At 58.6% G+C, this 21556-nt stretch carries 26 protein-coding genes and 2 pseudogenes; 17 read left to right on the top strand and 11 right to left on the bottom strand.

Features of this window, described 5'->3' with window-relative positions:
• Positions 1–17 precede the first annotated feature (17 nt).
• Positions 18–368, top strand: coding sequence for a response regulator (locus tag REH59_RS11590; protein ID WP_003256181.1), 351 nt, complete (start codon positions 18–20; stop codon positions 366–368).
• 69 nt (positions 369–437) lie between these two features.
• Here the strand turns inward: REH59_RS11590 and cobF are convergent, their stop codons facing one another.
• Together cobF and REH59_RS11580 are read right to left on the bottom strand one after the other, a co-directional pair.
• On the bottom strand, positions 438–1187 hold the full coding sequence (cobF, locus tag REH59_RS11585; RefSeq protein WP_014861146.1) for a precorrin-6A synthase (deacetylating): 750 nt from the start codon (positions 1185–1187) through the stop codon (positions 438–440).
• Positions 1188–1254: 67 nt separating this feature from the next.
• Positions 1255–2544, bottom strand: coding sequence for an OprD family porin (locus REH59_RS11580; RefSeq protein WP_014861145.1), 1290 nt, complete (start codon positions 2542–2544; stop codon positions 1255–1257).
• Positions 2545–2905: 361 nt separating this feature from the next.
• Here REH59_RS11580 and REH59_RS11575 point away from each other — a divergent pair, with 361 nt between their 5' ends.
• From REH59_RS11575 to REH59_RS11565, 3 genes are all read left to right on the top strand, one after another.
• Positions 2906–3265, top strand: coding sequence for a histone-like nucleoid-structuring protein, MvaT/MvaU family (locus REH59_RS11575; protein ID WP_010954596.1), 360 nt, complete (start codon positions 2906–2908; stop codon positions 3263–3265).
• A gap of 224 nt (positions 3266–3489) precedes the next feature.
• Entirely contained in the window at positions 3490–4017 is a 528-nt protein-coding gene (gene gloA, locus REH59_RS11570) for a lactoylglutathione lyase (RefSeq protein ID WP_014861144.1), read from the top strand.
• A gap of 97 nt (positions 4018–4114) precedes the next feature.
• Positions 4115–4357 (top strand): hypothetical protein, encoded by a 243-nt coding sequence (locus REH59_RS11565; RefSeq protein WP_003256190.1) that lies wholly within the window; start codon positions 4115–4117, stop codon positions 4355–4357.
• A 56-nt stretch (positions 4358–4413) separates the two neighbouring features.
• Here the strand turns inward: REH59_RS11565 and REH59_RS11560 are convergent, their stop codons facing one another.
• Positions 4414–5235, bottom strand: coding sequence for a shikimate 5-dehydrogenase (locus tag REH59_RS11560; protein WP_128573775.1), 822 nt, complete (start codon positions 5233–5235; stop codon positions 4414–4416).
• A gap of 161 nt (positions 5236–5396) precedes the next feature.
• On the opposite strand from REH59_RS11560, the gene REH59_RS11555 reads away from it, so the two are divergent.
• Both REH59_RS11555 and REH59_RS11550 read left to right on the top strand, forming a co-directional pair.
• Positions 5397–5750 carry a hypothetical protein gene (locus tag REH59_RS11555; RefSeq protein ID WP_003256193.1) on the top strand — a complete coding sequence of 118 codons (354 nt, stop codon included), beginning with the start codon at positions 5397–5399 and terminating at the stop codon, positions 5748–5750.
• Positions 5751–5844: 94 nt separating this feature from the next.
• Positions 5845–6027 (top strand): hypothetical protein, encoded by a 183-nt coding sequence (locus REH59_RS11550; RefSeq protein WP_003256194.1) that lies wholly within the window; start codon positions 5845–5847, stop codon positions 6025–6027.
• Positions 6028–6116: 89 nt separating this feature from the next.
• Here the strand turns inward: REH59_RS11550 and REH59_RS11545 are convergent, their stop codons facing one another.
• Positions 6117–6431: a hypothetical protein gene (locus REH59_RS11545; protein ID WP_014861142.1), complete on the bottom strand. Its 315-nt coding sequence runs from the start codon at positions 6429–6431 to the stop codon at positions 6117–6119.
• Between the two features lie 164 nt (positions 6432–6595).
• Between REH59_RS11545 and REH59_RS11540 the strand changes: the two genes are divergently transcribed.
• Positions 6596–7420: a S24 family peptidase gene (locus REH59_RS11540; protein WP_014861141.1), complete on the top strand. Its 825-nt coding sequence runs from the start codon at positions 6596–6598 to the stop codon at positions 7418–7420.
• Positions 7421–7458: 38 nt separating this feature from the next.
• Here the strand turns inward: REH59_RS11540 and REH59_RS11535 are convergent, their stop codons facing one another.
• A complete protein-coding gene (locus REH59_RS11535; protein ID WP_014861140.1) occupies positions 7459–7782 on the bottom strand; it encodes a DUF1654 domain-containing protein in 324 nt (107 codons plus the stop codon).
• A gap of 234 nt (positions 7783–8016) precedes the next feature.
• Here REH59_RS11535 and REH59_RS11530 point away from each other — a divergent pair, with 234 nt between their 5' ends.
• Complete coding sequence (locus REH59_RS11530) at positions 8017–8691, top strand: polysaccharide lyase family 7 protein (protein WP_320450571.1); 675 nt, start codon at positions 8017–8019, stop codon at positions 8689–8691.
• A gap of 854 nt (positions 8692–9545) precedes the next feature.
• Here REH59_RS11530 and REH59_RS11525 read toward each other — a convergent pair.
• From REH59_RS11525 to REH59_RS11515, 3 genes and pseudogenes are all read right to left on the bottom strand, one after another.
• Positions 9546–9787, bottom strand: a pseudogene (locus REH59_RS11525) (IS5/IS1182 family transposase); the annotation flags it as partial.
• A 62-nt stretch (positions 9788–9849) separates the two neighbouring features.
• Entirely contained in the window at positions 9850–10938 is a 1089-nt protein-coding gene (locus tag REH59_RS11520) for a hypothetical protein (RefSeq protein ID WP_014861138.1), read from the bottom strand.
• Positions 10939–11536: 598 nt separating this feature from the next.
• Complete coding sequence (locus REH59_RS11515; RefSeq protein ID WP_012051932.1) at positions 11537–11968, bottom strand: GFA family protein; 432 nt, start codon at positions 11966–11968, stop codon at positions 11537–11539.
• A 41-nt stretch (positions 11969–12009) separates the two neighbouring features.
• On the opposite strand from REH59_RS11515, the gene REH59_RS11510 reads away from it, so the two are divergent.
• Positions 12010–12966 (top strand): LysR family transcriptional regulator, encoded by a 957-nt coding sequence (locus REH59_RS11510; RefSeq protein ID WP_012051931.1) that lies wholly within the window; start codon positions 12010–12012, stop codon positions 12964–12966.
• Between the two features lie 90 nt (positions 12967–13056).
• Here the strand turns inward: REH59_RS11510 and REH59_RS11505 are convergent, their stop codons facing one another.
• A complete protein-coding gene (locus REH59_RS11505) occupies positions 13057–13677 on the bottom strand; it encodes a tyrosine-type recombinase/integrase (RefSeq protein WP_047603503.1) in 621 nt (206 codons plus the stop codon).
• A gap of 418 nt (positions 13678–14095) precedes the next feature.
• On the opposite strand from REH59_RS11505, the gene REH59_RS11500 reads away from it, so the two are divergent.
• Positions 14096–14665 (top strand): DJ-1/PfpI family protein, encoded by a 570-nt coding sequence (locus REH59_RS11500; RefSeq protein WP_128573774.1) that lies wholly within the window; start codon positions 14096–14098, stop codon positions 14663–14665.
• 107 nt (positions 14666–14772) lie between these two features.
• Here REH59_RS11500 and REH59_RS11495 read toward each other — a convergent pair.
• A pseudogene (locus REH59_RS11495) lies at positions 14773–14928 on the bottom strand (DNA polymerase V subunit UmuC); the annotation flags it as partial.
• Positions 14929–14945: 17 nt separating this feature from the next.
• Between REH59_RS11495 and REH59_RS11490 the strand changes: the two are divergent.
• Entirely contained in the window at positions 14946–15443 is a 498-nt protein-coding gene (locus REH59_RS11490) for a hypothetical protein (RefSeq protein WP_245150101.1), read from the top strand.
• A gap of 11 nt (positions 15444–15454) precedes the next feature.
• Complete coding sequence (gene pbpG / locus REH59_RS11485) at positions 15455–16381, top strand: D-alanyl-D-alanine endopeptidase (RefSeq protein ID WP_012051929.1); 927 nt, start codon at positions 15455–15457, stop codon at positions 16379–16381.
• A 418-nt stretch (positions 16382–16799) separates the two neighbouring features.
• On the opposite strand, the gene REH59_RS11480 is transcribed toward pbpG, so the two are convergent.
• A complete protein-coding gene (locus tag REH59_RS11480) occupies positions 16800–17246 on the bottom strand; it encodes a DUF4140 domain-containing protein (RefSeq protein ID WP_014859348.1) in 447 nt (148 codons plus the stop codon).
• 174 nt (positions 17247–17420) lie between these two features.
• Here REH59_RS11480 and REH59_RS11475 point away from each other — a divergent pair, with 174 nt between their 5' ends.
• The 5 genes from REH59_RS11475 to REH59_RS11455 all read left to right on the top strand — a co-directional run bounded on the left by REH59_RS11475 (position 17421) and on the right by REH59_RS11455 (position 21545).
• On the top strand, positions 17421–18755 hold the full coding sequence (locus REH59_RS11475) for a lysine N(6)-hydroxylase/L-ornithine N(5)-oxygenase family protein (protein WP_014859349.1): 1335 nt from the start codon (positions 17421–17423) through the stop codon (positions 18753–18755).
• 177 nt (positions 18756–18932) lie between these two features.
• A complete protein-coding gene (locus tag REH59_RS11470) occupies positions 18933–20126 on the top strand; it encodes a PepSY-associated TM helix domain-containing protein (protein WP_014859350.1) in 1194 nt (397 codons plus the stop codon).
• Positions 20123–20662 (top strand): hypothetical protein, encoded by a 540-nt coding sequence (locus REH59_RS11465; RefSeq protein WP_014859351.1) that lies wholly within the window; start codon positions 20123–20125, stop codon positions 20660–20662. Before REH59_RS11470 ends, REH59_RS11465 begins: the two co-directional genes overlap by 4 nt.
• Complete coding sequence (locus REH59_RS11460) at positions 20659–20979, top strand: hypothetical protein (protein ID WP_003256211.1); 321 nt, start codon at positions 20659–20661, stop codon at positions 20977–20979. Before REH59_RS11465 ends, REH59_RS11460 begins: the two co-directional genes overlap by 4 nt.
• Positions 20976–21545 carry a DUF6162 family protein gene (locus REH59_RS11455; RefSeq protein WP_003256212.1) on the top strand — a complete coding sequence of 190 codons (570 nt, stop codon included), beginning with the start codon at positions 20976–20978 and terminating at the stop codon, positions 21543–21545. The genes REH59_RS11460 and REH59_RS11455 overlap by 4 nt, the downstream gene beginning before the upstream one ends.
• The last annotated feature ends 11 nt before the right edge of the window (positions 21546–21556 follow it).

Genomic DNA, 21556 nt, shown 5'->3' with positions numbered 1-21556 from the left:
TGTACAGGATTTGAACCATGCACCTTCTGGTAGTCGAAGACGACGACATCGTACGTATGCTGACGGTCGAAGTGCTCGACGAGTTGGGCTACAAGGTCATCGAGGCAGAAGACGCCGCAGCCGCCCTGCGTGTACTTGAAGACCCAAGCCAGACGCTGGCACTGATGATGACCGATGTGGGGCTGCCGGACATGCGAGGTGAGGTGCTGGCGGGCAAAGCGCGCGAACTGCGGCCGCTATTACCGGTGCTGTTCGCCAGCGGCTACGCCGACAGCCTCACGGTACCGGAGGGCATGCACCTGATCGGCAAGCCGTTCAGCATCGATCAGTTGCGGGACACGGTGGTGGGCATTCTGGGTAACCCTTGAGCACGGCGTTGCCTGTTTCGCTTGCCGGAGCGGGCCTGCCCGCGAAGAGGCCGACACAGGCAACCCACCTCACAGCTCTCTGCGCAGCAGATAGGTATCCATGATCCACCCTTTGCGCGCCCGCTCCCGCTCGCGCACTTCCAGTATCCGTGCCTTCACCGCCTGCAACGGCCCGGCGATCAGCACTTCATCCTCGGTCCCCAGGTACGCGCCCCAATAGATGGTCAACGCCGGGTCATCGAGCCCGGCAAAGACGCACTGCCCGTCGAGCATCACCACCACATTGTCGATAGGCCCCTGCCCGGCCAGGCGTCGCCCCGGCAGCACGGTCAGGGGCTCGCCGATGCGGTTGAGCGGCACCTGGTGCCGCGCCGCCAGCGCCTGCACACTGCTGATGCCAGGGATGACCTGCAAGCGCAACGTCACGCCCTGTTCGCGGACCAGGTCGAGAATGCGCAGGGTGCTGTCGTACAGGGTGGGCTCGCCCCACAGCAGGAAGGCCCCCGTTTCCCCGTCGCCAATTTCCTCCTCGATCAGGCGCGCATACAGCGCAGCACGCTGCCGGTGCCAGTGCTGCACCGCGCCCAGGTAGTCATCCGCCTGCCCATCGCGCAAAGGGTCGACCACCGGCACCAGGCGATAGCCACCTTCGGGGCGGTAGCGCTGCAGAATGGCCTTGCGCAGGCGTACCAGTTCATCTTTGTCGTCGCCCTTGTCGAGCACGAAGAACACGCTAGCGCTACGCAGCGCATCGACTGCTTCATAGGTGACCTGGCGCGGGTCACCCGCGCCGATGCCGATCAACAACAGGTCTTTCATTGCCCTGCCCTTTGCGGGAACCCGCCACCATTGTCAGGCGGCTACCGGTATTTGGCAAAGCAGCCGCTTAGAAGATCGAGAAGTTGTAGCTGACAATGACCCGCGTCTCATCCATGTCACGCGCCCACTGTTCATAGTTGCTGCGGTAAGTGGAATTACGCAGGCGTACGCTGACATCCTTGAAAGAGCCACTTTGCACCTGGTATTTGAACTCGGTGTCGCGTTCCCACTCCTTGCCTTCGGCACCGCTGCCCGGCACCTTGATATTGTCGCCGTTGATATAACGGGTAAAGAAGGTCAGGCCGGGTACACCCAGCGCCTTGAAGTCGTAGTCATAGCGCACTTGCCAGGAGCGCTCCTGTGCAGCGGCAAAATCATTGACCTGGGCGTAGTTGACCAAGTACGGGTTGCTGCCATCCAGGTACGGCATGGCACTGTTGCCATACATGCGCTGCCAGCCGGCGCTGAGCTTGTGGCCACCGAGGCTGTAGCCAAGCATGCCGCTGAAGGCGCGATGGTCGATTTCGCCCGCACGGGCATTGCCGATGTCATCACTCTTGATCAGGCGCATGTCAGCCGACAGGCTGCCCACCGGCAGCGGCTGACTGGCCACCAGGCCGAGGAAGTGCTGGCGGTAGATATTCTCCAGCTTGGCCACTTGGTACTGCGCGCTGAAACGCTCGTTGAAACGGTAGTCGACACCGGCCAGGTCGAAGTGGTCGGCTTCTGTATCGCAGGCATAACGCTTGTTCTTGCAGTGCACGCGGATGTCCTGGCGGTCGGTGGAATCCCGAGCGGTGTATTTGTCCAGGCGAGCCAAGGTGAACTTCAGGTCGTGCAGTTCTTCAGAGGTGAGCATGGCCCCATGGAACAGGGTCGGCAGCAGACGGCCATCGTTGTACTTGAGCAACGGCACATCCGGCATCATCGAACCGTACTTGAGCACGGTATTGGACACCTTGACCTTGGCCGCCAGGCCCATCTTCGCATACTGGTCGGCCGAGTGCCGGGGGTCGTGGCCAGACGAGGGCAGCAATCCACTGTTGCTGTCGGCCGGGCTGGAATCCAGTTTGAAGCCGAACATGCCCAGCGCATCCACACCAACACCTACCGGGCCTTGCGTATAACCCGATTGCACATTGAGGATAAAGCCTTGTGCCCACTCTTCGCGCTTGGATGCGCCCTGGCTGGAACTGCTGTAACCGTCCCGGAAGTCGCGGTTGAAATAGACATTGCGTGCTTCGACCTTGGCACTGGCGTCTTCAAGAAACCCGGCAGCCTGGGCGTTGACACCGGCACACAATAGAAACAGGCCGGTAACACGGCGCCCAGGGGCGAGGGGGAAAGGGGAAAACATGCGAGGAAACATCCAGAATGAAGACGAGTTAACAACCTGTGGCACGTGTTGGCCACGGTACTGCGGCAGGTCCGAACATGAGTCGGCCATCATCTGAAATGATCGCGCAAAGGCTCTGGCGCGGGCCATTGGACCATGGTCTAGGCCCCCTGTCGTGCAACCGCAGAAAAAACGCCAAATACCGTGCGCAAAACTAGGAAAGTTCCCGTCTTACTTGCAAAAAGTTAGCAGTTTACCCAGTAGCCATGAATGACTACACTCGATATCAGCGAACAGTGAAACCCAACTGCGTGGCCGGCGTTTTTACGCGTCTTCAATGTTCGTCACGCCCTGCCACGACCGACGTACAGGAGTGATTACAGTGTCCAGACTTGCAGAGTTTCGTGCTGCCGAAAAAGCGCTCCAGGAACAGATGGCGCAACTGGAAGCGTTGAAAAAGGATGCCGGCCTCAAACGCGAAATCGAATTCGAGCAGAAACTAGTCGGCCTGATGAAAAGCTATGACAAGAGCCTGCGCGATATCATCGCCATCCTCGACCCGAAGGCTGTGGCCCGCGCTTCCAGCACGCCCCCCAAGCAACAACGCCGCCCGCGGGTGGTCAAGGTCTATCAGAACCCGCACACCGGCGAACGCATCGAGACCAAAGGCGGCAACCACCGTGGCCTCAAGGCCTGGAAAGAACAGTATGGGGCCGCCACGGTAGAAAGCTGGGTACGCTGATGAAATGCCCACATAGGCTTCACACTTTTTTCACAAGGACTGGCTCAGTATCGAAACAGCTAAAGGACTAGCGACCCCATCACGCGCCCGCACATGCGGGCCTCTAATTTCAGCGCCCTGCCTTTGCAGGGCGCTTTCATTTGCGCAATCGGCGCACTGCCGTATCATGGCCAGCCTGTCTGTTTTGCCGGCGCCCTGTGCCCGGCCCCGTCTCAGGAGTTCCCATGAGCCTGCACGATCTGCAAACCCTGCCTGGCGTCACCGCGCAACCTGACGCCGCCACCGCCCAGTTCGTCTTCAACCACACCATGCTGCGGGTCAAGGACATCGAGAAGTCGCTGGACTTCTACACCCGCGTGCTGGGCTTCCGCCTGGTGGACAAGCGTGACTTCCCTGAAGCCGCTTTCAGCCTGTACTTCCTGGCCCTGGTCGACCCTGCCCAGATCCCCGCTGATGACACCGCCCGCCACCAGTGGATGAAGGCGATCCCTGGCGTGCTGGAGCTGACCCACAACCATGGCACCGAAAACGATGCCGATTTCGCCTACCACAATGGCAACACCGACCCGCGCGGCTTTGGCCACATCTGCATTTCGGTACCCGACGTACGCGCCGCTTGCGCGCGCTTCGAGGAACTGGAAGTACCGTTCCAGAAACGCCTGCAGGACGGCCGCATGAACCACCTGGCCTTCGTCAAGGACCCGGACGGTTATTGGGTCGAAGTGATCCAGCCAACCGAGCTCGAAGGCTAAGCGTTCGTCGCGGCGCGCTCGTCGGGCCGGGAACTCCCGGCCTCTTGCTGTGGTATATGAAGGTAACTGCTTCACATGCCACAGCGAGGTAAGGACGATGCAATCTCTTCACTGTGAATACCGCGAGCACACCATCACTGCCAGCGTGATGCCCCATCCCGACTCCCCCCTGCCCTATGCCGCCGGCTGCCTGATCACGGCACCTGACGGGCACACCAGCAAGCGCATGTCGATGCCAATGCAGTTCTTCTCCGACCTTGAGAACGCGCAGCGTGTGTCGCTGGCCCATGGCCGGGCACTGGTCGACAAACAGCTGGATAACGGGCACGAAGTGTTCTGATCCGGGTTTCGCCTGTACCCCCTTCGCCGCCGAAGCTGCGAAGGGGGTAGCCTTAACTAGCTAGCCCGCGCATATGCCACCGCCGCATCCACCTGCTCCTGCGTCGGCCTCACCCCGGTGTACAACACGAACTGTTCCAGCGCCTGCAGCGCAATGACCTCCAGCCCAGTGATCACCGGCTTGCCCAACGCCTGAGCCCGGCGAATCAACGGCGTCTGCGCCGGCATCGCCACCACATCGAACACCCGCTCCGCCGCCGCGATGGCGTGCTCGGGAAACGCCAGCTCTTCTGCCTCCTGCCCGCCCGCCATACCGATCGGCGTCACGTTCACCAGCATGGGCGGGCAAATGTCGCCTGGCTCAGGTACCCAGCGATAACCACAGACATCCGCCAACTGACGCCCGGCCTGCTCGTTGCGTGCAACGATGATGCCTTCGGCAAACCCGGCATCGCGCAAGGCGCTGGCCACGGCCTTGGCCATGCCACCGCTGCCTCGCAGGGCAAAGGCCGTGCCCGGATCGACCTGATGCTGAGCCAGCAATTGGCGCACAGCCAGGTAATCGGTGTTGTACGCCTTCAGGTGGCCATTACAATTGACAAGGGTATTGACCGAGTCGATGGCCGCCGCCGAAGGATCGATTTCGTCGACCAAGGCCATGCAGGCTTCCTTGTACGGCATCGACACCCCGCAGCCGCGAATACCCAAGGCGCGGATCCCTGCCACTGCCGCCGGCAGGTCATCGGTGCGCATAGCCTTGTAGTAGAAGTCCAGGCCCAACTGCTGATACAGGTGGTTGTGAAAGCGCACGCCGAAGGTGCCGGGACGACCGGCCAGAGAGATGCAAAGCACGGTGTCCCGGCTTGGAGTTGTCGGCATAACAGGCCCCTTAGTCATGACTGAAACGTTTATTCAGCGTAACAGAGTCAACCACTGGTCGCCCCTTACACAACCTTTACCGTTCCCCTGTGCTCAGCTGACAGAGACCGGAGTCATAGTAACAGGGCCCCGGACGTGGGGTTTTCCTGCGAGGTTGTTTTATGAACCGTCTCATTCCCGGAATCGTCCTGCTGGTCGGTGCCCTGGCCATCAGCGGGCCTGCAGCAGCGCACGGCGGCTATGGCGGCCATGGGCACGGTGGTTGGTATGGGCCGGGTCCACTGCTGGGTGCGGCAGTGGTCGGCGCCGTGGTTGGGGCGACGGTTTATGGCGGCCATGACCGTACAGTGTATGTCGAACGCCAGCCGGTCTATTACGCGCCGCCGCCGGTGTACGTACAACCGCCACCACAGCCGGTGTACTACCAGCCCTACTACGCACCACCCCCACCGCCACCGGGCTACCGCACCTATTATGGGCCGCCACCGGTGTACTACGGGCCACCGCGCTGGTAATGGTTGATAGGAGCAATGATCACTATCGAGGAAGTTGATTTCAAACAACCCCGGCTGCTGCGTATGGTAGGGCCATGTTTCACAGGAGGTCCCCATGGCCACTATCCAGATCATGTCCGTTGTCGGTAGCGCCGTTCCCGCCTCACTGCGTGAGCAGGGCCTGCTGGCGTGCTGGTACCTGGTTCGCAACGGTGAAGCCGTGAGCGGCCCGATGCCGACGCTCGCTTCAGCCCAGGCACTGGCCGAACAATTGCAACCAGGTACTTTGGCTGCCTGAACCGAATTTGTTGTGCGTTGCTCCCTACGCCCTTGTCGCCCGCCAATTTGGCGGGCTTTTTTTCTTCACAGATCGCCCGGGCTGCCACCTCATGTTTGGCCGCTACTGCCCAGCTTGCTGGTCAGCACCATGACCTTGCCTTGCAGCTGGCCTACGGTCATCACCAGCTCGTTTCGTTCCTTGGCGAGCAGTTCAGCTTTTGCCTGCGCCTCCTTTCGGGCATCCCGTTCGATGTCCAGCAGCTCTGTCAGGTGGCGGATGACGGCAATTTCAGCGTTGTCCATCGCGCGGTCGACTGCATCCCTCGACAACCATTTACGCAGCCACAGAAACGCACCCAGCAATACAGTCCCCGTACCGCCCAGCCAAGTGACGGTACCCGGGCCGAGGTCGGTCGGATCCATGTGAACCTCATTACAGATGATGATGTGATCAGCCCTGGAGAAAAATGTCTCGTCAGCTTTCCTTGTTCGCGCGCTTAATTTAGCCTACAGCTAACAACACGACAAGAGCAGATTTAGCCATGCGCACATTTAGCAGCAAGCTAAACACTGGCATGCTTCACCCCATGGACATCTACCAAATTCGCAAGCACAACCTGGTGAAACTGATCGGCAGCCAGAGAAAGGGCACCTGCGCAGAGCGCTGGGGGATGGCGCCTGCACACCTTAGCCAGATCCTTTCCGACAAGACCGTGAAAAACCTGGGCGATGACGTGGCCCGCCGCATCGAGGGCATCGAAGGTTTGCCACGGGGCTGGTTCGACGCGCTGTCGCCAGGCGAACACGCACAAGCGGCTGCCGAGCCAGGTGACAACAAGCTCTCTGCAGCCGACCTGGTCAAACAGATGCTTGCCCGAAGCGGCAAAGGTATCGCTGAAGAAACCCGGCAAAGGCTGCTGGCTGCGGCGCAAGAGCCTGCAGATGCCACGCTGCTGGAAGCCGAGCCGCTGCGCCCCGGCCTGGTCGGTGACGAAGTGTGGATTGCCCACTATGACGTGCGGGCAGCCATGGGCGGCGGCCAGATCCCCCACGACTACCCCGAGATGTTCAAGGACGTTCGCGTCAGCCCCAGCCACCTGCGCGAACTGGGCGTGACGTTCAGCGAGCACCATCACCTGAAGATGGTGACCGGCTGGGGCCAGTCGATGGAGCCGACCATCAGGCACCGCGACCCGCTGATCGTCGACGTCAGCATCCGAGAGTTCGTCGGCGATGGCATCTACTTCTTTTCCTGGGGCGACCACATCTACATCAAGCGGCTACAGATCGCAGACGAGGACCACTTCGAGATGATCTCCGACAACTCGCGGCACAAAGACCGCATGATTCGTCGGGAAGAGACCTACATACAGGCCAGGGTCCTGCTGGTGTGGAATGCCCACCTTGTATAAACCGAAGCCCGCCCTGACCGGCGGGCTTTTGCTGAAGCTCAGAACGGTGCAGCTTCCTCGACCTGAGCCTCGCAGTCGCGCTCGACGATAAAATCATCACGCTCTTCCACGCTACTGCGCGCCCATCGCACCGTCACGCTAGCGTCATCATTGAACGTCAGCTGCAACTCTGGCGTTTCCAGCAGTTGGCCCATCACCTCCTCCCATTCCGCTTCACCGTCGGTATCCAGACGGTGCACCACTACCCAGCGCTGCGTCTGTGCGAGCGGGTGGTTGATCATTGACGATACCCGCAGGCTAAGCCGCTCTATTCCGGTCATTTCCTGGCGCTGTTGAGGTTCCGACTTCATGTGGCTTGCCATATTCTCATCCTGATAGCTGTATATTCGTACAGTACTCGGCAAAAGCTTAGCTCACCGTCAAATCCTGCGTAAAGCCCCCCACTGCGGAAAATTTCGCCTGTAGGTAATTTCCCGTGAAGCGAAATTAATTTAGCCATCAGCTATTGACCGCTCTTTAGCCTGAGGCTAACTTTGTGTTCGGCCGTCGCTTGTACGGCGGCTATGCCACTCAAACCTTTTCACCAGGAGTTCCCCATGGCCGTAGATATCAGCCACCTCACCATCGCCACGCCGGTAGCCGTCTCCTCAACCAACCCCGTTGCTCTGGAGCTGAACGGTGCTGAAGCGATTGCCCGCTTTCCCGGCATCGTGACAGTGCTCAGCGATGGCTCGATCCAGTTCTCAGCCCCAACCAAAGGTGCTTCGAGCAAAAGCACCCATAGGACACGCTGCGAATGGACAGAAACGCAAGACTGGACGCTGGCCAGCGCCCAGGATCACTGGAATCGGCAGACCATGACGCTGACCAAGGTCAACTCGGCGCAGAAGGTGGTCATCGCCCAGATGCACGTACGCGGGGATGACGGCCCGCCAGTAAAGGTGTTCTGGAACAAGGGCAACATCACACTGGGGTTTCGACGCACCTTCAACCAGACCGACCCGGTGAATTCCACAGTCCTGAAGGGGGTGCCACTGGGTGCGACGTTCCACATCAGCATTCACACGACGTCTGAAGGCGTGGTAACCGTGACGGCCGAATGCAACGGGGTATCCGCCTCGTCGGGCGATTTGCAGCTCGACAGTACCTGGGCTTCGTACCTGTTCGAGTTCCACGGCGGGGTTTACAACCAGGTCGACTACACCGACGCAACGCCCGCCGAGGACGGCTCGATCTGCATCATCAGCGAGCTCTCGCTTATCCACCGCTGAACGTCGATGCCCAGCCCTGCTATCACAAGCCCTCATGGCGTCTCATGAATGCAAAAAGCCCAGCGCGGGGCTGGGCTTCTATCAGCTGGGCTGAACAGTACTTCCGCCAGCCTTTACACACTGTACTGGCAGTTACTCCAGTGGGCGCTTGTGATAACTATAACGCTCGGCATTGGATGCCCGCGATGGGTCCGGCGGGCTTGATCTCTGCCTGCCTCGAAAGGGCCGATTATGTGCGGAATCGTCGCGATCCTCGGGCTGCTCCCGTTTACCTTCCGAGTCTTGACCGCCTGGCGGACCATTGTTTTCAGCCGGCCTGCTAACCTGCTGATCACAATCCATTCCATCCCTATCTATGGTCATACGCACCTCTCAATGCTCAGAAGCTCTGAGCTACATCAAGTGTGCGCTTACCCTGTCCAGAAAGGTTTTATATCAGATCACCGGACACGGGCGAGAACCTCAATACCAGGACCTTTCGCTGAACTGCATCCCACTATTGGTACAAAAATTGGTACGCGCCGGCTGTACGCCCATCCAGCACATCCCGGCAATGCAGCAGTAGCGTGGGAATCTAGCCTCAGACCGCACCGCAAGCGGCCTGAGCATCTGGCCTGTCTAATAGGGTTCAGCCAGTTTCAGCGACTTTGGCCCAATAAAACCGAGACGCTTTCGGGCGGTTTTAGACAGCTTTATTCCCCCATCCAGGCGTTCAGCCAACCAAGATCCGTCCTGGGTCGTCAGCTACACCCACCTCCCACAGTCCGCTGTCGACCCGTAGCTGCCCTTCAGCCGTTAGAGTCCTCGTCACCTCGTGTATGGCATGTCCAAAGTCTTTGCGATTCGTGTCAACATGCGGGGCTGATATCACTGGCTTGACCGCCAGAAAGGAGGAAACGCAACGGTGTCCCGTTGGCCTCGCAGAGCGGTGGTCAGGCCACTGCGACTGCGGCCTAGAGCGTGATCGGCAGGCTCGTCAGCCCCTTTTTTCGAGCGCCAGATGAGCCTCGGGTTGCGCGTACTTCGGTTGAATCGATCATTCAGGTTTGCAAATAGCACTCAATCTCAGGTGCAAGTGTTTGAGCATCTGATCGAACCAAGGACCGACATTACCGCTCCCGGAAAATCAATAGTACTCAGCAAGCGAAGTTTATCGATTTACTCCTCCGCTATTCTTTGAAGTAACGTGTCTCTAACGTCCGTCAACGCTGCCTGCAGTATTTTTTGCTGCGCTAAATTAGCCATCAATTGATAAATTGCAATACGATCAGTGTTGAATGTATTGACCTGAGCATATTCGCTTTGATTGAAGATTGGAATAATCGGTACAGAGACGTCACCTTCCAGCTCATAAACAGTTCCAGACACGATGTCCAGGCTGTAACCTTTATGAAAATCCCTAAGGCTCATGAACTGAGATCCATGAGGTTCCCTGATAGGACGGAAGCGACAACGCTCCTTTCCATACTCGTAACGCACTCGACCGGTATAGCCGTTATCAAAATCACCGTCTACTGTGATATATTTATATTTCTCCTGGCTGCAATGTTCCTCAATGTCTGGACTCCAGTACGAAACAGTAGTGTCAACGTGGTAATCCCTAGGTCGGTCGTCCAGATCAGCTCTTTTTGTTTTTATCAAGTCTTCTGTCTGCGACACTAAGCAAACTATAGATTTGTTGTTATCAGGCGACAACCAATTATTTATTTGATCAAGGAAGCTTCGCGCAGCTGAAATCGAACTGTCTTTATCGCTGCGTTTGTTGTAACAAATGAAACAAATTGTCATCCCCGCAACATAAGACACGAATCCCGCCACGCCCATTTGCCCAAGATTCACCGTTTCATTGAAACAGAAAAAAGCAAGCTCACGATATTCTTCAGCAGTTGTTTTTATTGCAGCAGGGTCGAGCGATTCGTCCTTAGCCAAGTACATTTCCAATTGCTCCCAGCGAGACTGTAGCGATCTACCATAAGATTTCTCCCATGACTGATCAGCGACAACCTCAATATGTAAGCCGAGGTTCTTTAGCTCATTTATTATTGCAACTTGACCAGCGATAATCGCGTCCAGCTTGTCATTTATCTCGTTGATTTTTTTATTAAGTTCAGCCTGCGAAAAAAAACCAGAAATCCCGGTGACTATTCCAACGACCGCAGCTGCGACGCCCAGCGCCGCGGCAACTTCGAACGCATAGAGCTTCGCATTGGAATAATCAACTTGCTTCGATAGTTTCTCAATCTTCATGGCATTCTCCGTTTCGGTATGCAGGACGACCCCGAGGACTGGCCAATTGAAGCGTAGCTTGGTGTTACCAAAAACCTAACATTATCAAAAAGCGAAACGAAATAACAATATCAGACTTTATTTTGAAAGGTTATTTATAACAGTTTGCCACTCCACGCTTCACATACGACACCAGAATGAGCCCCCGTAGATAAGCGCTGCCTTTAGGACGCTGCGATCACTCGCCTTCAGTTTTTTTAGAGAATCGAGATCGATTTGTTTCTTTGAATCGACCCTAGTTTCGTAGACACATCCGAGCGGCTGATTCTGGCCTGTGTGAAAACCTCCGGCGCGATTTGATTGGTCAAAACAACTCAGAATTCGCGCTTCTACCTGAACTCTGGGTCAGTTGAGTAGCCAAGCCTTTTCAGATTTCACGTAGGACCGCGCTTTCTAAAGAGCTATTGGGGTTTTCACACAGCCTGGCCCTTCGCGAGAGGCCGCTATGGGTCGATAGCGGTCAGTCGTGAGCGGCTGCAATCGACCCAAAGCGGACGTAGTCAACCCTGATAATTTGCCGCTCGGCGAGCGACATCTTCACTTATGGAAGAGCAAGCTCTTACCCTAATGCGGCGGCAAATGCTTCTGGCGTGGGGCTCTCCTGCCATTGTGCGATTGCTCCCGGCAGCACCAGCCATGGCTGCTTGCGCCGAGTCCAGATATGCGCAACCGGCTCGAAGCGCTCAGCCCCTTCCAGGATGCCGGCCCGTACCACTCGCATGCCGGGTGCTGCCGTCGTCTCGTTGAACAGCCGGGTATGACATGTACCGCAGGCATGTTGGGTAGACGTTTGACCTTGGTGTTCATGCTCAAAGATCGCCGTTTCGCCAGACACCTGAACAGCCGAAGCCGCGCTCAGCATGTGCAGACCAAACGCACTGCCGCTCCAGCGCTGGCAGTTCAAACAGTGGCAGGCATACAGCGGCGGCAATTGCCGCGCCACGATCTCAAGGGTGACTTGCCCACATCGGCACTGACCGGTGATTCTCATGCGTTAGTTCCTTACAATGACGCCCGGAAAAATGTGGGCGAATGATCGCTTTTCACGGGCTCGGGCAGAAGATCAAATTAGGAGCAACTGTTGGCCAAGAATGTATGAGCGGTATTGAATGGGAAAGCCAGCGTGTATTTCTCGCCGTGTTGCGCTCTGGTAGCCTGAGCGGCGCGGCGAAGCTGCTGGGTATCGCCCAGGCCACTGCGCGCCGGCGCCTCGACTGTCTTGAACACGCTCTCGGTGTGAGTCTGTTCACCCGCACACCTCAAGGACTGACGCCTACTGCCGGAGCGCAGCGCCTGATCGAACATGTGGAGGCCATGGATCTGGCCGCGCAAACCTTCAACCGCATGGCCAGCTCTGAAGCGTCGATGGATCACGGTACAGTCCGGCTGACCTGTGGCGAGTTGCTTGGCGTCGAAGTCTTGCCCGACCTGCTGCGCCCTTTCCATTACGAACACGTCGGACTCAAACTTGAGCTGAGCATAAGCGATGCCCTTGAAGACATCGCCAGGCTGCAATCGGATATTGCGGTGCGGCTGATGCGGCCCAATGAAGCGGATATCACGGTGCGGCGTGTCGGCAGTTTGCAGATTGGCATCCATGCCAGTGCCGGGTGCCTGGAGCGCTACGGTAACCCAACCTCCCTGCTGTCGCTGCGCCAGCGACCGCTGATCGGGCCAGACAGACGCTCAGCGGATTTGCGTCGGTTTATCGACTCTGGTCTGTGCGATGCCGACCAGCATTTCGCCATTGCCTCTGATCATCACCTTGCTCAGCTGGCCGCTCTGAGAGCGGGCTTAGGCTTCGGGCTCTGCCCGACTCAAATCGCAAAATCGCACGGACTGGTACATGTGCTACCACACGATTTTGGCTTTGAGGTTGAGGTGTGGATCGCAATGCACAATGACCTGCGCAAAATTAACAGGATCGCTCAGGCGTTCGAGGTTCTTGGAGAGCAGTTACATCAGTATCTATGCTTAGCCGATCAGTGAGCAGCGTAGGTCGTGGCATCCACTGCTTTGTCTAAACGGCTGCAATGGGTCGAATCGCGACGGTCATACCTCGACCGTCGCTGGACGCTGTCAGACCTCCGTCTGCTCTGCCATCTCCAATGCGTCATCGACTTCAATGCCCAGGTATCGCACCGTGCTTTCAAGCTTTGTATGGCCGAGCAGGAGCTGAACTGCTCTCAAGTTCTTTGTCCTGCGATAGATCAGCGATGCCTTTGTACGTCTCATCGTGTGGGTGCCGTACATAGCAGGATCTAGCCCAATAGACTTTATCCACGCTTTGACGATTCGGGCGTACTGCCGGGTGGAGAGATGCACTGAGGCGTGTAGCCGGCTTGGGAAAAGACAATCCTCGCTGTGGAGTTGGGCTTGATGTATCCAGGCCTGTAGGGCCAGCCGCGTTTGCTCTGTAATTTCAAACTGTACGGGACGTTGGGTTTTCTGCTGCATCACTATCGCCCGCGATGACACGTGCTCCCCATGAGCAACGTCGCGTACGCGAAGCTTGGTCAGATCGCAGGCTCGTAGCTTGCTATCGATGGCCAGATCGAAAAGGGCTAAATCACGAGTTTCCTCCGCGATTTGGAGCCTTACCCGAATGGCCCAGATATCTTTCAGTCGGAGCGAAGCTTTCTGCCCGACCAATTTTCCTTTGTTCCAAGGCTGATGGCTGCTGGTCGTAATGGCGTTCATGGCTTGTCCTCCATGTGAGGTAGGACAAGGATGATCAACCCAATCCAGAGGCGCTAACCGACCCATTGTTGTCCTTCGTGGAGAACAGTTATCGGCCAAAAGCGGTCACTGACTGAAGACAAAGTCTGAGGAGCTCACTAAATGCCCCCGGCGGTCTGGAGTCAATTGCGTGTTATCTAAGATGCGTCAGCTTCGCTTTCGCCCTCATAATCGTAGTCAATCAAGCTTGCCGACACTTGACAAATTTCAAATTGCCCTAAGGCCCTGGTGCCAGCAGCACAGTATTCTTAATTTCGATATTGAATCCAATATCGCGACCGGGAACATCATCCTCCCTTCCTATGAGCACCGCTAGCTGAACCTTGATGTCTGTTTGAAGCCGCCGTACGCTATCGGCATTCATGGAGGAATCTGGCTGATGGCACGCGTGGGTTTGATACTGACACCGGGTTTTGCTGACTGGGAATACGCATTCATTGCTGGAACTGCGTCTCCATTTTATGGGATCGACGTCAGGTTTTTCGCACATACTACAGGGCCGCTCCACTCGCAGGGCGGATTGGCTGTAACTGTCGATAGTGGCTTGCAACAATGCCTGGACTGGAAACCGGACGTTGTTGTCGTGATTGGAGGAATGGTCTGGGAGCGTACAGAAGCTCCGGATATTCGAGACTTTCTTCATGCTAGTCGTTCAAGTGGAGCGACAATTGCTGGCATCTGTGGTGGAACGCTGGCACTTGCGAGAGCCGGGCTACTCGACACGGTTCCTCATACCTCGAACAGCGCTGACTTTCTGCAAAAAAATGCCGTAGGTTATGACGGGCGCACGCGCTATCGAAGCAGTGCAGTAGCTGTGGTTGCAGACCGCATCATAACTGCTCCAGGCCCTGCACCCGTTAGCTTCACCTGCGCAGTGTTCGAAGGTGCCGGATTATCTTCAGCGCTCATTTCTCAGTTCAGATCAATGCTAGCAGCGGAACATGGATGACCGCCTCGTTCCACAAATCAGCCCATCAGGTAATGTCTTCGACGGTCCTCTTCTGGCCGTTAGCTGTCCTTTTTTAAAGGCAGATGTAGGTCGAATGCAGCCACTCATTGCTTGAGCGCAAACAAGTCCTCTGCCAACTCACCGGGTTGCCGCAAGTCCATCAGCAGCACCTCTGCCTTGCTGTACCGAAAACCGGGCCTGAAGATACGGTCGACCGCCTTTGAGGCAAATCGGGTCATCCGCAGCGTGCCGCAGGTTGGGTATGCGCACGGGCGAGATTATGTCGCTGCGCCGGGATGAGGTCGACGTCGAGAAAAAGACGGCTCACATCTGCCGGATCGTGGTTGAAAAGCAAGGCAGTCGAGCGGACCAAGACGAAATACACCCGCACCGTAATGTTGAACAGCCGGGCTCTTGGCGCACTGGCAAGGGCCAGAGAGATCGCGCAATACCGCTCGAAGCAGAAGCGCCGCGTCTCGACGGAGTCGCCATTCATCTTCCAGCCTTCTGGCTCGTCACCACGAATCCAGCGTTCATTGCTGGGCAGCTTGGGCGCTCGGTGCAGGTGCTTCTCTCGACCTACGCCAAGTGGTTGAATTCTGCCAACGATTGGACGGAACTGGCGAAGCTGGAAAAGAACGTAATGGGTACAGGATTAAATATCGTTCACTTTGCGCCCTTTAGGCATAAGGCATTCGACAGCAATTCAGCCATACTCCAAAATGCATCGGTTTTAGGGGGAAAACCCTTGCACAGCCAACGACATACCAACTTTTAGTGAGCCTCAACGTGAAAACATCCCTGTCCATCCTCAGCCTGCTGCTGTTGCTCACAGGTACCGCGACCCTTCCGTCGACTGCTGCTGCACAACCCCCGGCCCAGGTTCAACGTGACCCCTCCAAACTGCATCTGGCTTCAGGCAGCGCTCTGCTGATCGACCTGAACAGCAACCAGGAGCTGTATTCAAGCCATGCCGACCGCGTGGTGCCGATCGCTTCGGTGACCAAACTGATGACGGCGATGGTGGTGCTGGATGCCAAGTTGCCCATGGATGAAATGCTCACCATGACCATTGCCAACAACCCGGAGATGAAAGGCGTGTACTCGCGCGTGCGCCTGGGCAGCCAGCTGGACCGCCGCGAAACCCTGCTGATTACCCTGATGTCGTCGGAAAACCGTGCGGCCAATAGCCTGGCCAACGCCTACCCCGGCGGCTATCCGGCGTTCATCAAGGCAATGAATGCCAAAGCCCGCAGCCTGGGAATGGCCCACACCCGCTATGTTGAGCCGACTGGCCTGTCGACGCAGAACGTATCCACTGCCCGCGACCTGGCCAAGCTGCTGATGGCCTCGCGCAAGTACCCCATGCTGAGTGAGCTGTCGACCACCCGCGAAAAGACCGTCGCCTTCCGCAAGCCCAACTACACCCTGGGCTTCCGTAACACCGACCACCTGGTGAACAAAAGCAACTGGGATATCAAGCTGACCAAGACCGGCTTCACCAACGAGGCCGGGCACTGCCTGGTATTGCTGACCCGCATGGATAACCGCCCGGTGGCCATGGTCATTCTCGATGCCTTCGGTAAGTACACCCACTTCGCCGATGCCAGCCGCATGCGTCAATGGCTGGAAACCGGTGCCGCCAAGCCGGCACCGGCAGTGGCCATGCAGTACAAGGCCGACCGGCAGAACAAGGGGCGGTTGGCGGCCGAATGACCGCCATTTCCTGGCGCGTGCGGGCTTGTCCGCGAAACAGACAACGCGGTGGATAGCACGGGCTTCGCCCGTGTTCGCGGGTAAACCCGCGCCTACACGACGGCCTGCGCCCAATCACCAATGTGTGTCCACCCTCGATAGGCGTAGGAGCGGGTTTACCCGCGAATACGGTAGCGGCGGCAACGGTGAACGGCGGGTGGAAATTGGCCAGCAGGCCCGGCCCTTTCGCGGGTAAACCCGCTCCTACACGACGGCCTGTGCCCAATCACCAATGTATGTCCACCCTCGATAGGTGTAGGAGCGGGTTTACCCGCGAATACGGTAGAGGCGGCGACGGTGAACGGCGGGTGGAAATTGGCCAGCAGGGCCGGCCCATTCGCGGGTAAACCCGCTCCTACAGCGGCCTGTGCATGTCCAGTCAGGCCGTAGCGCTGACCATCCCGCCCGCACTGCTGCCGCCCTCTTGCTGCAACAGTTCCAGCAACTGCGCCGTGGCCGCCATGATCTGCCCATTGAGGGTAGCAATGCTCGCCTGCTTGGCACCAACCGCTGCTGCTTTCGCAGCCTCGTCCATCTTGCTGTTCTGCAATGCAGCCAACTGTTTCTGTTCCTCTGCCAATTGCTTCTGCAGATCCTTGATCAATTGACGCAGCTCGCTCACAGCCTCCGACTCGCCACTGCCTTCTGTGTCGGTGGATTGCGCCGGGCTACCCGCCGACACCTTCATGCTGTCACTGCTGATGCTCAAGGGCCCCATCGCCTCACCGGCCTGTTTCGCCTGCTCACGCTCGGTTGCTGCGTTCGCGCTCAGCGTCTGCGCTGAAACACCATTGATCATCAGGTTGCTTGCCGTGATACCGCTCATGTTGATTCCCTGCCTGAAAAATTGGTCCTTGCCGTAACCAACACATCGGCCGCCTCACGCTGTTCTTTAGCCCGCTTAAATTCCCCCTCGGCTGGCTCGTTCCAACTCATGTACTTGCGCAGGAGCCGGAGCCCCGGCGGGCGTCCATATTCGACCATTCAGGGAATCGCAGCCATGAGCCAGTCTTCACAGCAGGAAACCATCAAAGACATGATCGGCGTGGGCTTCGGCCCCTCCAACCTGGCCTTGGCCATCGCCCTGGAAGAACTCGCCGAATCCCGGGGCCATGCACTCGACGCACTGTTCATCGACAAGCAGCAAGACTACCACTGGCACGGCGAGACCTTGGCTACCCAGAGCGAGTTGCAGATCTCGTTCCTCAAGGACCTGGTGTCGCTGCGTACCCCAACCAGCCCTTACAGCTTCGTCAACTACCTGCACCAGAAGCAGCGCCTGGCCGACTTCATCAACCTCGGCACCTTTTACCCCTGCCGCCTGGAGTACAACGACTACCTGCGCTGGGCCGCCGAGCATTTCGCCTCCCAGGCGTTGTATGGGCAGGAAGTGTTGCGCATCGAACCGCACATGCATGCAGGCCGGGTCCAACACCTCTGCGTGATCACGCGTGACAAACAAGGCCGCGAATACAGCCGCGCCACCCGCTCAGTGGTGGTGGGCAGCGGTGGCACGCCGAAAATCCCGGAAAACTTCGGCGCCTTCAAGGATGACCCGCGAGTCTTCCACCACTCGCAGTACCTGAGCAGCCTGACCAAACTGCCGTGCACGGCTGGCAAACCCATGCGCATTGCCGTGATCGGCTCAGGCCAGAGCGCCGCCGAGGCGTTCATCGACCTCAACGACAGCTACCCGTCAGTCAAGGTCGACATGATTCTGCGCGGCTCGGCCCTCAAGCCCGCCGACGACAGCCCCTTCGTCAACGAGATCTTCTCGCCCGACTATACCGACCTGGTCTACAACGAACCGGCCGAACAGCGCAGCAAACTGCTGGGCGAATACCACAACACCAACTACTCGGTGGTCGACCTCAACCTGATCGAGCGCATCTACGGCATCCTCTACCGGCAGAAGGTTGCCCATCAGCACCGCCACAACGTGCTGTGCCGGCGCCAGGTGGAAGCGGTGGTGGCCACCCGCGAAGGCCTGGAACTGACCCTGCGCGACCTCGCCACCGGCCAGCAGCAAACCCACCGCTACGATGCCGTTATCCTCGCCACCGGTTACGAGCGCCGCTCGCACCGTGAATTGCTCGCGCCGCTGGCCGATTACCTGGAGGACTTCAGCGTCGACCGCAACTACCGCGTACTGGCCAGCCCGGACCTGCAAGCCTCGGTGTACCTGCAGGGCTTCTGCGAAAACAGCCACGGCCTGAGTGACACCCTGCTTTCGGTCCTGCCGGCACGCGCTGCGGAAATTGGCCGAGCGCTGTACCAGGACTTGGAGCAGTTGCACGAAAAGCCCCAAGCAGCCGTGGCACTGACCCGCGCCTGACCCCTCTCTACAACCAGCCATCAAGGCCGGACTGGTGCCTCGTGCGCAGTCCGGTGTTTGTGCTTTGAAACATTTGCTTTCATTTTAACCTGCAGGTTTTCGATTCTCATTCGTCCTTATCAGTACAGCACTCTTTGGTTGGCACACGCTCGACCACCCATAGCAGAAGACCGTCTGATGGCCCAATCACCGAAAAAATCCAAATCCAAGCTGTGGTTCCTGGTCCACAGCTGGCTCGCCTTGCCGATCTGGTTCTTTGTCCTGATCGTCTGCTTCACCGGCATGCTCGCCGTGGTCAGCCAGGAAATCGTCTGGCTCGCCGATCCGGCTGTGCGCGCCAACAAGCCAGACGCGGACACCGAGCGCATGAGCTTTCAGCGGGTACTGGAGGCCTTGAACAAGGCCGAGCCGGACATGGTGGTGGAGCGGCTGAGCCAGCCAGATGGTTCGCACTTCGCGGTGAAAGCCAATGTCACCCTGCCTGACGGCACCCGCCCGACGCTGTATGTAAACCCCTACACCGGAACCATTCAGGGCAAGACCCCGGACTTCAACTTCGAAGCCTTCACCCGCGCCCTGCACGGCTGGTGGCTGGTGCCGTTCACCAACGGTTTCAGCTGGGGCTGGTACCTGGTCTCGCTGCTCGGCCTGCCGATGCTGGCCTCGCTGGTCACCGGCCTGGTGGTTTACAAGAAGTTCTGGAAAGGCTTTTTCAAACCCGTGCGTACCGGCCATGGTTCGCGAATTTTCTGGGGTGACCTGCACCGTCTGTCCGGGGTGTGGTCAATCTGGTTCATTGCAGTCATTTCCATCACCGGCACCTGGTTCCTGATCCAGGCGATCCTGTCTGACAACCACATCACCCTTTCCAGCCAGCCCATCGTGCCGGTGATCGCCCGTGAGGAAGTGCCACAAACGCCAGATGGCAGCCCCGCCTCGCGCATCGACCTGGATGAGGCGGCACGCCTTGCCGGTCTGGCGATCCCGGGGCTGGAAGTGACCTCCATCTCGCTCCCCGCCACTGCCTACAGCCACGTCATGCTGTCTGGCCCGGGCTGGTACCCGTTGATGTTCCAGAGTGCGTCGGTCAATCCGTACACACGCAATGTCGACAGCCAGTTCCTGATCAGCGACCGTTCGGCCCTGGAGTTCGTCACCGAGTCCATGCGCCCGCTGCACACCGGCGACTTTGGCGGTTTGCCGATCAAGCTGGTGTGGTTCTTCTTCGGCCTGATCCTCACCCTGATGGTGCTCAGCGGCCTGCTGATCTGGACCAAGCGCACCGCCCAGGCCACCGCCGCGGCCCTCAAGCGCAGCGAGCGCGCTCCGCGTGCAGCTCACAGTGAAACAACCGTGGAGATCCATTCATGAGCCAGGCCCAGGCCCTGCCCGCCAGCCCGCTGAAGCAGCTTTGGCTGAAGTGGCGTTTTCACCTGAACATCCTGCTGATCCTGATCCCGCTGGGCTTCATGCCCAAGTACTTCGCCGACGCCAGGCTGTTCCGCGGCGACGCCGGCCTTGGCGCCAACGTGATCAGTGACATCCAGGTCGGCCCTTACAGCCTCGACCTTGCTGAACTGCGTGACGAGGCGCCACGCGCCGACGGCCCCGCCGGCTACTTCAAATCGTTCAATGCATCGCTGTGCAAGGCCTGCATAAAAAACGTCAAGGCAGCCTACCTGCGCATCGGCAAGCCAAGAAGCCTGCGCGCCGCCGGCACCATTTTCTTCGGTGCACCTTACAACATGGGCACCTCGTTGCCGATTCCGCCGCGTACCAAACCCGACGCGCACATCTGGATCACCCTGGAAGGCTGGGACGGCAGCATGCACCAGGCGTCGATCCCCCTGGCCAAGGCATCGCCAGCCACTGTGGCATGGCTCGAGAAACAAGGAGAAAACAAATGAATCACCGGATGCGCACCCTGGCGCTGCCCTTGCTGGTACTGGTCGCCGGCCCTGCGCTGGCGCACAACCCGATGTGCGAATGCGAAGAACTGGCCAGCGGTCAGGTCAAGTGCACCGGCGGTTTCTCGGACGGCAGCGGTGCCCCCGGAGTGACCCTGGACGTGATTGGTTATGACGAACAGGTGCTGGTCGGCGGCAAGCTTGGCGACGACTCGACGCTGACCTTCAAACGCCCGGACGGCGAATTCTACGTGCTGTTCGATGCTGGCCCCGGGCACGTGGTGGAAGTGGACTACGCCGATATCGCCCAGCCATGAGCCGCGCCCACGTCATTCGCCCGGCCGGTGCCGGGCACGAAACCCTGTACGTGCTGCTGGCAAGCTTGCTGATCGTGGTGCTCGCCGCCAGCGTGGTGCTGCTGCGCGGTGAGCGCGAGGACGAACAGGCCATCGCCAGCCACCAGATCGACGCCCGCCGCGACCTCACCGCCGCCGAGCAAGGCCTTTACACCGACCTGCGGGTAGCCTTCGACGAGATCCAGCTCCTGCGCGAAGAAAACGCCGTCACGCCCAGCGTAAAGGCCCTGGCCGAAGAAGGCCTGCCGCCGTTCGTGGTCGATGCCGGCAGCCAAAGCCGTGGCGGCCACCAATGGTCATGGCTGGAACCCGGCGCCTACCTGGGCCGCAGCCAGGCCCCGGAAGTGGCCGGCAGCCTGCTGCTGATCCTGCCACCCGACAGCACAGGCCAAGCCGATATCTGGCTGCGCCGCGACAGCGCCGCCGTGATCCCGGACGACCTCGGCCAGGCCGCCCTGATCGCGGCTGGCTGGCAACAAGTGGTCAGCCACTACGACGCCGGGGTCACCCGCGAACACCGTCACTGAACCCAAGGACC

This window comes from Pseudomonas sp. BO3-4, assembly GCF_034044115.1.
GTDB lineage: Bacteria > Pseudomonadota > Gammaproteobacteria > Pseudomonadales > Pseudomonadaceae > Aquipseudomonas > Aquipseudomonas alloputida.
This window is presented reverse-complemented; position numbering and strand designations above follow the sequence as displayed.

Bases quoted from the DNA above. Each gene is read 5' to 3' on its own strand.
- REH59_RS11590 (WP_003256181.1), top strand. From the start codon at position 18: ATGCACCTTCTGGTAGTCGAAGACGACGACATCGTACGTATGCTGACG.
- cobF (WP_014861146.1), bottom strand. From the start codon at position 1,187: ATGAAAGACCTGTTGTTGATCGGCATCGGCGCGGGTGACCCGCGCCAG.
- REH59_RS11580 (WP_014861145.1), bottom strand. From the start codon at position 2,544: ATGTTTTCCCCTTTCCCCCTCGCCCCTGGGCGCCGTGTTACCGGCCTG.
- gloA (WP_014861144.1), top strand. From the start codon at position 3,490: ATGAGCCTGCACGATCTGCAAACCCTGCCTGGCGTCACCGCGCAACCT.
- REH59_RS11565 (WP_003256190.1), top strand. From the start codon at position 4,115: ATGCAATCTCTTCACTGTGAATACCGCGAGCACACCATCACTGCCAGC.
- REH59_RS11560 (WP_128573775.1), bottom strand. From the start codon at position 5,235: ATGCCGACAACTCCAAGCCGGGACACCGTGCTTTGCATCTCTCTGGCC.
- REH59_RS11555 (WP_003256193.1), top strand. From the start codon at position 5,397: ATGAACCGTCTCATTCCCGGAATCGTCCTGCTGGTCGGTGCCCTGGCC.
- REH59_RS11550 (WP_003256194.1), top strand. From the start codon at position 5,845: ATGGCCACTATCCAGATCATGTCCGTTGTCGGTAGCGCCGTTCCCGCC.
- REH59_RS11545 (WP_014861142.1), bottom strand. From the start codon at position 6,431: ATGGATCCGACCGACCTCGGCCCGGGTACCGTCACTTGGCTGGGCGGT.
- REH59_RS11540 (WP_014861141.1), top strand. From the start codon at position 6,596: ATGGACATCTACCAAATTCGCAAGCACAACCTGGTGAAACTGATCGGC.
- REH59_RS11535 (WP_014861140.1), bottom strand. From the start codon at position 7,782: ATGGCAAGCCACATGAAGTCGGAACCTCAACAGCGCCAGGAAATGACC.
- REH59_RS11530 (WP_320450571.1), top strand. From the start codon at position 8,017: ATGGCCGTAGATATCAGCCACCTCACCATCGCCACGCCGGTAGCCGTC.
- REH59_RS11520 (WP_014861138.1), bottom strand. From the start codon at position 10,938: ATGAAGATTGAGAAACTATCGAAGCAAGTTGATTATTCCAATGCGAAG.
- REH59_RS11515 (WP_012051932.1), bottom strand. From the start codon at position 11,968: ATGAGAATCACCGGTCAGTGCCGATGTGGGCAAGTCACCCTTGAGATC.
- REH59_RS11510 (WP_012051931.1), top strand. From the start codon at position 12,010: ATGATCGCTTTTCACGGGCTCGGGCAGAAGATCAAATTAGGAGCAACT.
- REH59_RS11505 (WP_047603503.1), bottom strand. From the start codon at position 13,677: ATGAACGCCATTACGACCAGCAGCCATCAGCCTTGGAACAAAGGAAAA.
- REH59_RS11500 (WP_128573774.1), top strand. From the start codon at position 14,096: ATGGCACGCGTGGGTTTGATACTGACACCGGGTTTTGCTGACTGGGAA.
- REH59_RS11490 (WP_245150101.1), top strand. From the start codon at position 14,946: ATGTCGCTGCGCCGGGATGAGGTCGACGTCGAGAAAAAGACGGCTCAC.
- REH59_RS11480 (WP_014859348.1), bottom strand. From the start codon at position 17,246: ATGAGCGGTATCACGGCAAGCAACCTGATGATCAATGGTGTTTCAGCG.
- REH59_RS11475 (WP_014859349.1), top strand. From the start codon at position 17,421: ATGAGCCAGTCTTCACAGCAGGAAACCATCAAAGACATGATCGGCGTG.
- REH59_RS11470 (WP_014859350.1), top strand. From the start codon at position 18,933: ATGGCCCAATCACCGAAAAAATCCAAATCCAAGCTGTGGTTCCTGGTC.
- REH59_RS11465 (WP_014859351.1), top strand. From the start codon at position 20,123: ATGAGCCAGGCCCAGGCCCTGCCCGCCAGCCCGCTGAAGCAGCTTTGG.
- REH59_RS11460 (WP_003256211.1), top strand. From the start codon at position 20,659: ATGAATCACCGGATGCGCACCCTGGCGCTGCCCTTGCTGGTACTGGTC.
- REH59_RS11455 (WP_003256212.1), top strand. From the start codon at position 20,976: ATGAGCCGCGCCCACGTCATTCGCCCGGCCGGTGCCGGGCACGAAACC.